Annotated in this window: 14 protein-coding genes; 3 read left to right on the forward strand and 11 right to left on the reverse strand. The window is 61.2% G+C overall.

Annotated elements, in window-relative coordinates; genetic code table 11:
* The first annotated feature begins 171 nt into the window (after positions 1-171).
* Together NKH33_RS12895 and glnA are read left to right on the forward strand one after the other, a co-directional pair.
* A complete protein-coding gene (locus NKH33_RS12895; RefSeq protein ID WP_019857988.1) occupies positions 172-510 on the forward strand; it encodes a P-II family nitrogen regulator in 339 nt (112 codons plus the stop codon).
* Positions 511-564: 54 nt separating this feature from the next.
* On the forward strand, positions 565-1,974 hold the full coding sequence (gene glnA, locus NKH33_RS12900; protein ID WP_352457514.1) for a type I glutamate--ammonia ligase: 1,410 nt from the start codon (positions 565-567) through the stop codon (positions 1,972-1,974).
* Between the two features lie 115 nt (positions 1,975-2,089).
* On the opposite strand, the gene NKH33_RS12905 is transcribed toward glnA, so the two are convergent.
* Positions 2,090-3,130: a glutamine synthetase beta-grasp domain-containing protein gene (locus NKH33_RS12905; protein WP_023717535.1), complete on the reverse strand. Its 1,041-nt coding sequence runs from the start codon at positions 3,128-3,130 to the stop codon at positions 2,090-2,092.
* Between the two features lie 319 nt (positions 3,131-3,449).
* Between NKH33_RS12905 and NKH33_RS12910 the strand changes: the two genes are divergently transcribed.
* A complete protein-coding gene (locus NKH33_RS12910) occupies positions 3,450-3,644 on the forward strand; it encodes a DUF2735 domain-containing protein (RefSeq protein WP_352451032.1) in 195 nt (64 codons plus the stop codon).
* A 75-nt stretch (positions 3,645-3,719) separates the two neighbouring features.
* On the opposite strand, the gene NKH33_RS12915 is transcribed toward NKH33_RS12910, so the two are convergent.
* From NKH33_RS12915 to NKH33_RS12960, 10 genes are all read right to left on the reverse strand, one after another.
* Positions 3,720-5,609, reverse strand: coding sequence for an MFS transporter (locus NKH33_RS12915; protein ID WP_352822244.1), 1,890 nt, complete (start codon positions 5,607-5,609; stop codon positions 3,720-3,722).
* Positions 5,610-5,795: 186 nt separating this feature from the next.
* Positions 5,796-6,587, reverse strand: a complete 792-nt coding sequence (locus NKH33_RS12920; protein WP_352919803.1) for an ATP12 family chaperone protein — start codon at positions 6,585-6,587, stop codon at positions 5,796-5,798.
* 2 nt (positions 6,588-6,589) lie between these two features.
* A complete protein-coding gene (locus NKH33_RS12925) occupies positions 6,590-7,447 on the reverse strand; it encodes a DMT family transporter (protein ID WP_502906732.1) in 858 nt (285 codons plus the stop codon).
* A 68-nt stretch (positions 7,448-7,515) separates the two neighbouring features.
* Positions 7,516-8,496 (reverse strand): RluA family pseudouridine synthase, encoded by a 981-nt coding sequence (locus tag NKH33_RS12930; protein WP_352451037.1) that lies wholly within the window; start codon positions 8,494-8,496, stop codon positions 7,516-7,518.
* A gap of 62 nt (positions 8,497-8,558) precedes the next feature.
* Positions 8,559-8,897: a DUF190 domain-containing protein gene (locus tag NKH33_RS12935; RefSeq protein WP_352451038.1), complete on the reverse strand. Its 339-nt coding sequence runs from the start codon at positions 8,895-8,897 to the stop codon at positions 8,559-8,561.
* Complete coding sequence (locus NKH33_RS12940; protein ID WP_352919809.1) at positions 8,894-9,265, reverse strand: CrcB family protein; 372 nt, start codon at positions 9,263-9,265, stop codon at positions 8,894-8,896. Before NKH33_RS12940 ends, NKH33_RS12935 begins: the two co-directional genes overlap by 4 nt.
* A 125-nt stretch (positions 9,266-9,390) precedes the next feature.
* Positions 9,391-9,777, reverse strand: a complete 387-nt coding sequence (gene crcB, locus NKH33_RS12945) for a fluoride efflux transporter CrcB (RefSeq protein ID WP_352833520.1) — start codon at positions 9,775-9,777, stop codon at positions 9,391-9,393.
* A gap of 31 nt (positions 9,778-9,808) precedes the next feature.
* Complete coding sequence (locus tag NKH33_RS12950) at positions 9,809-10,639, reverse strand: aspartyl/asparaginyl beta-hydroxylase domain-containing protein (protein WP_352919812.1); 831 nt, start codon at positions 10,637-10,639, stop codon at positions 9,809-9,811.
* 136 nt (positions 10,640-10,775) lie between these two features.
* Positions 10,776-12,086 (reverse strand): replication-associated recombination protein A, encoded by a 1,311-nt coding sequence (locus NKH33_RS12955; protein WP_352919815.1) that lies wholly within the window; start codon positions 12,084-12,086, stop codon positions 10,776-10,778.
* 43 nt (positions 12,087-12,129) lie between these two features.
* Positions 12,130-13,617 carry a DegQ family serine endoprotease gene (locus NKH33_RS12960; protein WP_352919818.1) on the reverse strand — a complete coding sequence of 496 codons (1,488 nt, stop codon included), beginning with the start codon at positions 13,615-13,617 and terminating at the stop codon, positions 12,130-12,132.
* Between the last annotated feature and the right edge of the window lie 94 nt (positions 13,618-13,711).

Below are 13,711 nucleotides of genomic sequence, written 5' to 3' on the forward strand. Positions count from 1 at the left end.
TTCATGGCGCATCCAACGCTGCGAATGACGCGAATGTACATTCCCGCGTGGCATGGTATCCAAATCATGTGAGGCCGTTCGGCGCCCCATCAATTGGCACAGTTCGTGCTTGATTGAGGCGCAAGCGGGGCTCACAACCCGTCTTTTTTGGCAGTGGAGGCCACTTTTTACATGAAAAAGATCGAAGCGATCATCAAGCCGTTCAAGCTAGACGAAGTGAAGGAAGCGCTTCAGGAGGCCGGCCTGCAAGGTATCACCGTTACCGAGGCCAAAGGGTTTGGCCGCCAGAAGGGCCATACCGAGCTTTATCGCGGCGCCGAATATGTCGTCGACTTCCTGCCGAAGGTGAAAATCGAAGTCGTGCTCGGCGACGATGCGGTCGAAGCCGCGATCGAAGCCATCCGCAAGGCGGCCCAGACCGGCCGCATCGGCGACGGTAAGATCTTCGTCTCCAATATCGAGGAAGTGGTGCGCATTCGCACCGGCGAAACCGGCATGGACGCCGTCTGAATTTTCCCGTTAAAAGGCCATGTTCAAAACGTCATCACATAGGGAAGCAGGGACATGACGACAGCCAAAGACATCATGAAGCAGATCAAGGACAACGACGTTAAGTTCGTCGATCTGCGCTTCACCGATCCGAAGGGCAAACTGCAGCACGTTACGATGGATGTCGTCGAGGTCGAGGAAGACATGTTTGCCGATGGCGTCATGTTCGATGGTTCCTCGATCGCCGGCTGGAAGGCGATCAACGAGTCTGACATGGTGCTGATGCCGGATTCCGATACGGTGCATATGGACCCGTTCTTCGCGCAGTCGACCATGGTCATCCTGTGCGACATCCTCGATCCGATCTCCGGGGAGTCCTACAATCGCGACCCGCGCGGCACCGCTAAAAAAGCCGAGGCCTACATGAAGGCCGAAGGCATCGGCGACCAGATCTTCGTCGGCCCGGAAGCCGAGTTCTTCGTCTTCGACGATGTCAAGTATAAGGCCGACCCCTACAACACCGGCTTCAGGCTGGATTCCACCGAACTGCCGTCCAATGACGATACCGACTACGAGACCGGCAACCTCGGTCACCGGCCGCGCATCAAGGGCGGTTATTTCCCGGTGCCGCCGGTCGATTCGGCACAGGACATGCGCTCGGAAATGCTCACCGTGCTCGCCGAGATGGGCGTGCGCGTTGAAAAGCACCATCACGAAGTGGCCGCCGCCCAGCACGAGCTCGGCATCAAGTTCGACACGCTGGTCCGCAACGCCGACAAGATGCTGATCTATAAATATGTCGTGCACCAGGTCGCCAACGCCTATGGGAAGACGGCCACTTTCATGCCGAAGCCGGTGTTCGGCGACAATGGCTCGGGCATGCATGTCCACCAGTCGATCTGGAAGGAAGGCAAGCCGACCTTCGCCGGCAACGAATATGCCGGCCTGTCGGAAAGCTGCCTGTTCTATATCGGCGGCATCATCAAGCATGCCAAGGCGATCAACGCCTTCACCAACCCGCTGACCAACTCCTACAAGCGCCTGGTGCCGGGCTATGAGGCGCCGGTGCTGCTCGCCTATTCGGCACGCAACCGCTCGGCCTCCTGCCGCATTCCGTTCGGCTCATCGCCGAAATCCAAGCGCGTCGAGGTCCGCTTTCCCGATCCGGGCGCGAACCCCTATCTCGCCTTCGCCGCCATGCTGATGGCCGGCCTCGACGGCATCAAGAACAAGATCCACCCGGGACAGCCGATGGACAAGGATCTCTACGATCTGCCGCCGAAGGAATTGAAGAAAATCCCGACCGTCTGCGGCTCGCTGCGCGAAGCCCTGCAGAGCCTCGACAAGGACCGCGGCTTCCTGAAGGCCGGCGGCGTCTTCGACGACGACCAGATCGACAGCTATATCGAGCTCAAGATGGCCGAGGTAATGCGCTTCGAAATGACCCCGCATCCGGTCGAATACGATATGTATTATTCGGTGTGATCCGGATCGTTGCAGCCAATAAAAAAACCCCGGCAGAGACGCCGGGGTTTTTTATTGTGGTGCGATTGGAGAGAAAGTCACAGCGCAGACCTGAGGTCCACGCCATGACGAATGCTCAAGCCGCGGCCGAAACCTCGGCGCTGGTCGGGACGGAGGCGATCGTCTTCAATATCTGCGAGGCGATCTGGTAGGGGTCGCCCTGCGAATTCGGCCGGCGATCCTCGAGATAGCCCTTGTAGCCGTTGTTGATGAAGGAGTGCGGCACGCGGATCGAGGCACCGCGATCGGCGATGCCATAGCTGAACCTGTTCCACGGCGCGGTCTCGTGCTTGCCGGTCAAACGCTTGTCGTTGTCCGGCCCGTAGACGGCGATATGATCCATCAGGTTCTTGTCGAAAGCCGCCATCAGCGCTTCGAAATACGCCTTGCCGCCGACTTCGCGCATATAGGCTGTCGAGAAGTTGGCATGCATGCCCGAGCCGTTCCAGTCGGTGTCGCCGAGCGGCTTGCAGTGATATTCGATGTCGATGCCGTATTTCTCGGTCAGGCGCTGCATCAAATAGCGTGCCATCCACATCTGGTCGGCGGCCTTCTTGGAGCCCTTGCCGAAGATCTGGAATTCCCACTGGCCTTTGGCCACTTCGGCGTTGATGCCTTCATGGTTGATGCCGGCGGCAAGGCAAAGGTCGAGATGCTCCTCGACGATCTGCCTGGCGACGGAGCCGACATTGCTATAGCCGACGCCGGTATAGTACGGGCCTTGCGGCGCCGGATAGCCGCTCTCGGGGAAGCCGAGCGGGCGGCCGTCCTTGTAGAAGAAATACTCCTGCTCGAAGCCGAACCAGGCGCCCTCGTCGTCGAGGATGGTGGCGCGTTTGTTGGACGCATGCGGCGTGACGCCGTCCGGCATCATGACCTCGCACATGACGAGCGCGCCATTAGTGCGGGCGGGATCCGGATAAACGGCGACCGGCTTCAAAACGCAGTCGGAGCTGTGGCCCTCGGCCTGCATGGTCGAAGAACCGTCGAAGCCCCACAGCGGAAGCTGGTCGAGCGTCGGAAACTCGGCGTAGTCCTTGACCTGCGTCTTTCCGCGAAGATTGGGAACCGGGGTGTATCCATCGAGCCAAATGTACTCGAGCTTGTATTTCGTCATTCTAGCCTCTCGTTGCTTGATCACCGAACCCTGGATGGCGCCGGGGCGAGCCGGCCTATCCAGCAGCCGACCTGCCGGATTACTAAAATGCAATTCGTGTGCCATTCTCGCCGGCGATGGATGCGGCAAAAGTGAGGTTGTATCCGCCCAAAATCGCTGGTCCGCTGTCATGCTGCGTTCGGATCATCCACAAGCACATTTTGCACAAATAATATGCAAGTACTGATCTTTTCGTAATCATATTGCCTATTTCGATTGCTGAACCTATGTTGGGGAAAGGTTGAATCGGCAAGGTTCTGTCGAAGAAAGGAAACCGACAATGGAAATCACTTCCACTCGTCAGTCGGCCAAAATCCTGATGTTCCCCGTGGCAGCGCGCGCTTCTGCCTCAAATTTAAGCGGAAAGGCTAAGTTCGCGGCAGAACTTGCTTCGTTGCGCAACCGCACGGATTTCGGAAGTGCCTGGTATCATGAGGCAGCGATCGAGGAAGCGAACCAGGATCGGAAGAGCTAAGCCCTGCGCTCGATAAATTGAAAAAGCCCGGCGCGAGCGCTCGCGCCGGGCTTTGCTTTGAACCGGACAGGCCGGCTACTGTTTGGTGTGCAGGTCCGTTCCGAGCGTATCCCTGACAAAGACCATGCCGATGATCAGCGACATCGCCGCGATCACCACCGGGTACCAGAGTCCGTAGTAGATATCGCCCTTGTAGGCGCTGAGCGCGAACACCGTCGCCGGCAGCAGCCCGCCGAACCAGCCATTGCCGATATGGTAGGGCAGCGACATGCCGGTGTAGCGGATGCGGGTCGGGAACATCTCGACCAGGATCGCGGCGATCGGCCCGTAGACCATCGTGACGAAGATCACGAGGATGAGCAGGATACCGATCGTCATCGGCCAGTTGACCGCCGCCGGGTCGGCGAACATGGCGAAGGGACCGCCGCCCGGTACGGTGTAGACGGTGACCTCGGGAGCTCCCGCAGCCTCATCGGCAGTCAGCAGCTTGTCCTTGATCGCCTGGTCGGTCGGAACCATCGCCTTCTCGCCGGCGCGGATCGCGGCCGCATCGAGCTTCAGTTCGGGATTGGCCGCGATGAAGGCTTCGAGCTTCTGATCCGGCACCTTCGCCGCTGCCCGTTTCAGCGGATAGCCGCCGTCCTGAAGCGCCGTGTTTACCGCCTTGGCGAAAACAGCGTCCTTGGCCTTGGCTTGATCGCCGGCTGCGGTGGCGTCATACGACTCAACCGTCTCGTTGCCGATTTTGACCGACGCAGCAGTGCCGGGCGCTGCCGTGGCCACTACGTCATAAGGCACCGAGTTCTTGGTCAGAAACGAGGTGGCGATATCGCAGGACGTGGTGAACTTCGCCGTGCCCACCGGGTTGAACTGGAACTTGCAGTCTCCCGGTGCCGCGGTCACCGTCGCACGGGTGTTCTGCTGCGCTGTGGCGAGCGCCGGGTTGGCTGCCCAGGTCAGCGCCTTGAACAACGGGAAGGTGCAGACGATCGCCAGTGCAAGGCCGGCCATGATAATCGGCTTGCGGCCGATCTTGTCGGAGAGCCAGCCGAACACGACGAAGAAGATCGAGCCAACAGCCAGAGCAATCGCGATCATGATGTTGACCGATTGCGGATCGACCTTGAGCACGTTCTGCAAGAAGAACAGCGCGTAGAACTGGCCATTGTACCAAACTACGGCCTGACCGGCCGTGAGGCCGAGCAGCGCCAGCAGCGCGATCTTGGCGTTCTTCCACTGACCGAAGGCTTCTGACAGCGGCGCCTTGGAGCCTTTGCCTTCGTCCTTCATGCGCTGGAAGGTCGGCGATTCAGAAAGCGACAGCCGGATCCAGATCGAAATGCCGAGGAGGAGGAAGGAAACGATGAACGGAATGCGCCAGCCCCAGGCGGCGTAGGTTTCCTTGGTCATCGACCCCTGGACGATCAGGATGACGATCAGCGACAGGAACAGGCCGAGCGTTGCCGTCGTCTGTATCCACGACGTGTAGTAGCCGCGGCGATCGTCGGGTGCATGCTCGGCGACATAGGTGGCGGCACCGCCATACTCGCCACCGAGCGCCAGGCCTTGCAACATGCGCAAGATGATCAGGATCACGGGAGCGGCGATGCCCAAAGTCGCATAGCCAGGCAGCAAGCCGACCAGGAAGGTCGACAGGCCCATGATCGTCATGGTGACAAGGAAAGTGTATTTACGGCCGACAAGGTCGCCGATGCGGCCGAACAGCAGTGCGCCGAACGGGCGCACGAGGAAGCCAGCGGCAAACGCCAGCAGCGCGAAAATATTGCGCGTCGCTTCCGGAATGGTTGGACTGAAAAAAGTCGAGCCAATGAACACTGCCAGCGAGCCGTAGAGATAAAAATCGTACCATTCGAAAACGGTGCCGAGCGAGGAAGCGAAGATGACCTTCTTCTCCTCGCGCGTCATGCCGCGGCTTGTTTTGCCGGCGGTCGATGCCATTGCCATGAGCGTATCCTCCCGTGTGATTCCATCAGTCCTCGATGCTGCGCGTCATCGTCCGCGTTTCCTCGGAACGCAGACTCAGTGCAGCCACCAGTACAAAAATGACAGAAAGCGCCGTCCAGAGGCAGACCGTCTTTGGGATTATGACTTTGGTCTAATGTGCAGTGCGAAATAGAAACGACGGTGCGGTCAGCCTTTGAGAGCTTCGAGCAGCGTGACTGCCGCCATCATGTCGCGCTTGCGGGCCGCGCGGTGCGCGACGGCCTCGGCATCATGGCCCCATTGCTCGGCCTGCCAGTCCTCGTCGACATGACCGGCAGCCCAGGCCGCCTCGCCGTCGAGCTCGCCGAAGTCGACGGCCAGCGCCAGCAGCGCCGATCCGGTCAGCGACGTCATGACGTGGATGGCGGCAAGGCGCAGCGGATCGGCACGTTGGGCAAGATGCTGGCCAAGCAGCGCGATACTCTCGCGCGGCTGTTCGACATGGATCACGCCTTCGGCAAGATGGAACCGGGCGCCGAGAGCGCTGCGCACCCAGTCGATGACCGGATCCCAAAGCTCGTTCTGCCGGTCGACGAGTCCTTGGGGCGCATCGGCGCGGTAGCAGAGCAGATCGGACGAGGCAAAGCGCAGGATGTCCTCCAGCACGGCCTGGGGATCACTGGCGACGCCATCGATTGCCGTATTGACCAGACGCATCACCGGCATCGTCACCGGGTTGATGGTCTCCTCCTGTGCGGCGAATTCCTCGGCGACCAGAGCAGCCGCCTTTTCGGTCGGCAGCGCCAGCAGCGCCTTGGCCGGCGTGCGGACGGGCTTGCCGTCGAGATGGACGGCAAAACCGTCTTCGACCGGTGCTACCGCGACGGTCTTGTAGAAGCGCTTCGGCAGCGGCGTCTTCATCTGGATCTGGGCGCGACGCACCGGGTCCGGATCGGAGAGCTGCTTTCCAGCTTCGAGGTCGTTCAATATATCGCGCATGCTCATCCGGGACTTTGTTTTCGGACCGGCCGGTTGACGATGATGAGTCCGGCGGCGATCAGGGCGAGTGCCAGGAAGATACGAACGGTCAGCGGCTCGTTCAAGAACACGGCGCCGCACAGCACACCAAACACCGGCGACAGGAAAGTGAAGCTCGACAGTCCAGATGCAGGGTAGCGCCGCAGCAGCCAGAACCACAGCACATAGGTGAAGGCGACGACATAGACGGCCTGGAACAGCAGAGCCAAGGTCGGCAGAAGAGTAAAGCTGCGGACGGGCGGCCCGGCAAAGGGCATCACCAAAATGCCGACGACAGCGGCTCCGGCCAGCTGATAGAGCAGCAGCTTTTCGGCGCTGGCCGTCACCAGCTTCGACCGCTTGATGACGATATTGGTCACGGCCCACAGAATGCCGGCACCGAGACTGAGCAAATCGCCGCCCAATGTTGCGCCGCCATTGGCGCTCAGTTTATCTGAAAACACCGCGATCAGTCCGGCGAAAGCGAGCAGAAGACCAACGAGCTTGCGTACCGTGATGCTTTCGCCCAGCAGGAAATGACCGCCGACCAGCATCCAGAACGGCATGGTGTTGACCAGCAAAGTGTTGCGCACGACAGTGGTGTGCTCGAGCCCGACATAGAGAAACAGGAACTCGAAACCGAAAAGCGCGCCGGCCAGAATGCCGGCGACGAGGGTCTTGTCGGGCGTGAACAGCGCAATGCCGCGCCAGCGGCACCAGCCGAAAACACACAAGCCGCCGATCACCGAGCGGGCGATCGACAGGAAAACGGGATCGTAGCCGGCATAGGAGATCTTGGCGGCGACGTAGTTCAGCCCCCAGGAAAAAGTCAGCCCAACCATGATGGCGGCTGCCGCCAGATCGACCGCGTCACGGCGGTCGAGGGTTTCTGTGGCGACGCCCACCAGCGCTAGTCCTCGGCACTCTGCTCGTCGAAACCGAGCAGGTTCCAGCTCTGGCGCATATGCGGCGGCATCGGTGCGGTGACGTCGACAAAGCCCTTGTCGGGATGCGGGATAACGATGCGGCGCGCGTGCAGATGCAGCCGGTTCTGCATGCCGCCTGGAAAATCCCAATTGGTGTCGGCCTCGAAATATTTGGGGTCGCCGATGATCGGGCAACCGATATGGGCGGCATGGACGCGAAGCTGGTGGGTGCGCCCGGTGTAGGGTTCCATTTCCAGCCAGGACAGCGTCTGCGCCGCCTGCTCGACTATGCGGTAATAGGACACGGCGTGATCGGCGCCCTTTTCGCCGTGCTTGGCTATGCGCACACGATCGCCGTCGGGCGTCGGTTCCTTGATCAACCAGGTCGAGATCTTGTCCTCGCGCTTCGGCGGCACGCCCTTGACCAGCGCCCAGTAGGTTTTCTTCGTCTCACGCGCCCGGAACGCTTCGGCGAGCTTCATGGCGGCGAGCCTTGTACGGGCGACAACCAGCACGCCCGACGTATCGCGGTCGAGCCGGTGCACCAGGCGCGGCTTCTCGCCCTTCTGGTTGCGCCAGGCTTCCAGCATGTCGTCGACATTGCGGGTGACGCCCGAGCCGCCCTGCACTGCCAGGCCGGCCGGCTTGTTGAAGACGAAGACCTTCGGGTCCTCATGGATCAGCATCTTTGCCAAAACGTCGGCGTCGCCCTGGTTGCGGATCGAATGACCGGTGAGCGGGCTTTCGCCTTTCTTGTCCACTTCGAGCGGCGGCACACGCACCGTCTGGCCGGCTTCGACGCGGGTATCGGCCTTCACCCTGCCGCCGTCGACGCGGATCTGGCCGGAACGCAGCAGCTTCTGCAGATGACCGAAACCGAGACCGGGGAAATGGCTCTTGAACCAGCGATCGAGCCGCATGCCCGCCTCGCCGGCGTCCACTGTGATCTGTTCAACGCCTGCCATGATTCCAATCGCCGTTTTGCAGGCATGCAACGGCATTCGCCGGTACCCGCAATCTCACTCGCTTATTCGTTGTCGGTTCCATATTGCAGAACCTGAACTTTCTCCAGCGTAATCAAACCACTTGTCATGATTGTTTCAAGCACGGGCAGGAAAGCGGCCAATTTTTCCTCGTCATCGACGATCTCGATGACGAGTGGCAGATCCTCCGATAGGCGGAGGATCTTCGTGGTGTGAAGCCGGCTGGAATGGCCGAACCCCATCGCGCCGCGCAGGACGGTCGCGCCGGCTATTTGCATTTCGCGGGCCCTCAGCACAATAACCTCATACAGCGGACGGCCATCTGCCCTGTCGTTTTCGCCGATAAAGATGCGCAGCAATTGTGCCTGTGTTGGTATCTTCATTGCCTGGACCCTCTCAGCCGGTTGAGCCGAACTGCAAAGATGTGGCCAAGCCAGACGGCGGCAAGCCAGGCCACCACGGAGATCGCGATATTGAGTCCCGCCGCCACAAACCTCCCCCCTTGCGCGAGGATGAGTGTTTCAAGGCTGAAAGCGGAGAAGGTCGTCAGGCCGCCGCAGAAGCCGGCCAGGAAGAATTGACGTTGCAGCGGACCGGCGAAGACGCGACCATCCGGTCCCGTCAATGTCGCGTAGAAGCCGATGAGGAACGAGCCAACAATATTGACGAGGAGCGTGCCGAAGGGAAATCCAGCGCCCCACAGGGCAGTGCTCGTCGATGAGGCAAGCGCCCGCAACACACCGCCGATCATGCTGCCTGCGGCCACGGTCGCATAGAGCCGAACCGTTTCGTTGGTTCTGCGACGGCCAATGAGGCGCGCCGCATGCCCTGCCGCGGCAGTGTCCGTCCCGTCGTGGCGGAGCTTCCGCGGGCCGCTCACCGCGCCCCGCCGCCAATCAGAAGACTTCCGGCGGCAAAGCCTAGCGTCACGCCGCCGAGGCTCAGAAAAACCGAAAGCAGCACATTTCCGCCGGCGCGCCGCCATTCGCCCTCGCGCGCCAGCGCCAGCGTCTGCAGGCTGAAGGAAGAAACCGTGGTATAGCAGCCGAGGCCGCCGGTAACGGTAAAGGCCCAGATGGCGGGCATGCCGTCGCGCGCCACCGCATGCGCAACGACGCCGATTGCAAACGCTCCCGAGACATTGACGGCCATAGTGCCCCAGGGAAAGGTCTCGCCGACCCGGCGGGCGACGAAGCCGGACAGGAAGAAGCGGGCCATTGCACCGATCGCGCCACCAAGGCAGACAAGCAACAGATGATACATCGTGCTCCCTCGCGCCGGTCACACCATGGTGTCAGGCGGCTCCGGCCTTCTTCGGCTTGCTGGAGCCGATCATCTTCCAGTTCTTGTAGAACATGGCATTGATGCGCTCGACGCTGACCGAAACGATGGCGAGAAGAGCGGCAATCAGGCCGGGAAATGGCGATGGCCGGATGATGTCCATGAACACGCAGTAGCGGCGCCCATCATATTCGTTGACCGATCGGTGCAGCAGCGTGTCGTCGAAAATATAGAGCGGATTGTCGTGCCAGTAGTTCCTGGCGTTGTTGCACTCGACGAAAACCTCGGCCTTCACCGGGAGAAGATTGTAGAGAATGCGCAGGCTGAGCCGCAGCGGTCCGAAATGCCAGGAGGTCGATTCCCTGCCCCTAAACACCGACACGGCGATGGTCTTGATGTATTTGAAATCCTTGTTGAATTCGGCAACGCTGTCGATTTTGTGCTTGCCATACCACTGGTAGACATACATGCCGCGCCGGCCGCTGCCGAAATTGGCGTCGATATCGGCGATGATCTCGTCCTTGCGCGCTTTGAAGACGTCCAGAACCTCGTTGACCTCACGCTGATAGTCCGGAGGAAACTGGTCCAGTTTCCAGACACCGCGGTTTCTGTAGCACAGCAGATCGACCAGCAGATTGAAGGGCGAAAGCAGCCAGGTGAAGATGCCGTTGCCGAGGAAATAACCACTGAACAGGGCCCAGTTCTTGTTGTCGTTGCGCAACACGTCGATCAGGCCGAGGACAATGAAAATTGTCGTCAGGATGGGAATGAAATAGAAGCCGAGCGCCAGCAGCGGGATCGCTATGGCGAACTTCCGGAGGGTCTTGCGAGTTCTTTTTGTCATTTTTCCACGCGCCAGGCGCGATTCCGTTCTGAATATCGTCGGTACGTTTCTGGCCTGTCCGCCGGCCGAAGGCGCATCTTGATAGGGTTTTTTATCCCGCCAGACAACGGCGATCACACCAGTGTGCGACTGGCAGCTACTTTTCCCGCTCGCTGCGCCGCTTGGCCCAATAATCCAGCCGCTTCCTGATATCGCGCTCGAAGCCGCGCTCGGGCGGGTCGTAGAATGTCTGCCTTCCCATCTTCTCCGGAAAATAGTCCTGGCCGGAAAAAGCGTCGGGCTCGTCGTGGTCGTAGCGATAGCCGGCGCCGTGATCTTCCTGTTTCATCAGCTTGGTCGGAGCATTGAGAATGTGCTTGGGCGGCAGCAGCGAACCGAATTCCTTCGCCGCCTGTGTGGCGGCCTTGAACGCGGTATAGACTGCATTGGATTTCGGCGCGGTGGCGAGATAGACGGTCGCCTCGGCGAAGGCCAGTTCGCCCTCGGGCGAGCCCAGATAGTCATAGGCGTCCTTGGCGGCGTTAGCGACGACGAGCGCCTGCGGGTCGGCCAGCCCGATATCCTCCATCGCCATGCGCACCAACCGGCGCCCGAGATAAAGCGGATCTTCGCCGGCGTCGAACATGCGGGCGAGATAGTAGAGTGCCGCGTCGGGGTCGGAGCCGCGCACCGATTTGTGCAAGGCGGAGATCAAATTGTAGTGGCCGTCCTGTCCCTTGTCGTAGATCGGCGCGCGGCGCTGGACGATGCGCTGCAGAGCTTCGGCGCCGAACACCTCCTTTGATTTCGCTGCGCGCCAGACCTCTTCGGCGAGCGTCAGCGCCGCGCGGCCGTCGCCGTCGCTCATGCGGATGAGCATCGCCCGCGCGTCTTCATCGAGCGGCAGCGCCCTGCCCTCTGCCTCTTCGGCCCGCGCCAGCAGCTTGGCGATACTGTCCTCGCCGAGTGAGTGAAAGACCAGCACACGCGCGCGCGACAAAAGCGCGGCGTTAAGCTCGAAGGATGGATTCTCCGTGGTGGCGCCGACCAGCACGACGGTGCCGTCTTCCATCACGGGCAGAAAACTGTCCTGCTGGGCGCGGTTGAAGCGATGGATCTCGTCGACGAACAGCAGCGTCTGGCGGCCGTTCGAGCGGCGCAGCTTCGCTGCCTCGAACACTTTCTTCAGGTCGGCAACGCCGGAAAACACGGCCGAGATCTGTTCGAAGGCGAGGCTTGTCTCGCCGGCAAGCAGCCGTGCGACCGTTGTCTTGCCGGTGCCGGGCGGGCCCCAGAAGATCATCGAGCCGAGCGAGCCGGAGCCGATCAGCCGCGTCAGCGCGCCGTCGGGTCCGGTCAGATGCTCCTGGCCGACGACCTCGCCGAGGTTCTTCGGGCGCAGACGGTCCGCCAGCGGCCTGCCGGGCGGCGTCTTTTCCGGTTCGTCGACACTGAACAGATCGGCCATGCAACTTCTTCTGCCTGGAGTCCGATCATGCTGACGGTCGGGCTCAGTAACGCAACACCTGGCGCAGTATCTGCCCGCCGCGCTCGACGGTAAAGCGCCACCAGCGCGTATCCTGCTGGGCTACCTGTTCCAAGGTCGCCGCCTTGTCGATCGTCAGGCCATTGACCTCACGCACGATGTCGCCTGGCTGGAAGCCAAAATCGGCAGCAGGCGAATCGCGGTTGGTGTCAACCACGGTGACGCCTTTGGCATCGGTGCGCAGACCGAGCCGTTGGGCAAGCCGTGGCGACAGTTCAGCAACCTTGGCACCGGAAAACGGGCTGCGGCCGCGCAATGTGAGTTCCGCCGCTTTGGCGCCCTCAGGCGGCCGTTCCAGCGCGATGTCCATCGTCGCCTGCTGACCCTTGCTCAGAACGCCGAAGCTGGCATTCGTACCAATCGACAGCGTCGCCATCCGGTAGTCCAGCGCCCCGACGCTCTCGACCGGCTTGCCGTTGAGCGACAGCACTACGTCGCCCGGCTTGAGCCCTGCCTTGGCGGCGGGTCCCGCCTCTTCGACCGAAGAAACCAGCGCACCGGTCGGTTTGTCCATGCCGAGCGATTCGGCAATCTGCGGCGTCACCGCCTCGAACTCGGCACCGGCATACGGCCGCTCGAAGAAGTCGAGCCCGGCCTTAGCCGCGTCGGCGAAGGCGCGAACCATGTTCGAAGGGATGGCAAAGCCGATGCCGATCGAGCCGCCGCTACGGCTATAGATCGCCGTGTTGATGCCGATCAGCTGCCCTCCCATGTTGACCAGCGCGCCACCGGAATTGCCGGGGTTGATGGCGGCGTCGGTCTGGATGAAGAAGCTGGAATCGGAGACGCCGATATGGCTGCGCGCCACCGCCGAAATGATGCCGCTGGTGGTGGTCTGGCCGACACCGAACGGATTGCCGATCGCCAGCACCAGATCACCGACCTCGAGCGCGTCGGAATCGCCGATAGCGATCACCGGGAACGGCTTGTCAGAAGAAATCTTGAGCACGGCGAGGTCGAGCGTCTCATCCTTGAGCAGCACCTTGCTGTCGAATTCGCGCCCGTCGGCGGTCGCTACCTTGACCTGGTCAGCGTTCTTGACGACGTGGAAATTGGTGACCACAACGCCGGTGGGATCGACCAGCACCCCCGAACCGAGCGAAGACTGCGCGCGCGGCTGCGAACGGCCGAAGAACTCCTCGAAGAACGGATCGCCGTCGAAGGGCGACGTCACCTTGGCGGTTTGCGAGGCGTAGACATTGACCACGGCCGGCGCTGTCTGCTTGACCAGCGGCGCGAAGGACAGTTGCACCTCCTCGCGGCCGAACGGCACGCGCTTGTCGGGGCCGGAAGTGGCGTTTTCGCCTTCGACGCCATGCAATAGATCCGTCAGCACGTCGGACAAACCGGGGTCTGGCTTGTTCTCCTCCGCCAGCGCGTGCCTGGCCGCCGGCACGATGGCCAGCGCCATCAAGGCGCAGATCAGAACAAGGGACAGCCGTTTAACGCGCATTCCGAATCCTCCAAGTCGGGCGCCATTGTCCTGACGATTGTGCAAAATGAAAGGCTAAGCCGCTGAAATCCGATTATTTTGGGCGGCAAAGCAG

The sequence above is a fragment of the Mesorhizobium sp. M1182 genome (assembly GCF_040318335.1).
Lineage (GTDB): Bacteria > Pseudomonadota > Alphaproteobacteria > Rhizobiales > Rhizobiaceae > Mesorhizobium.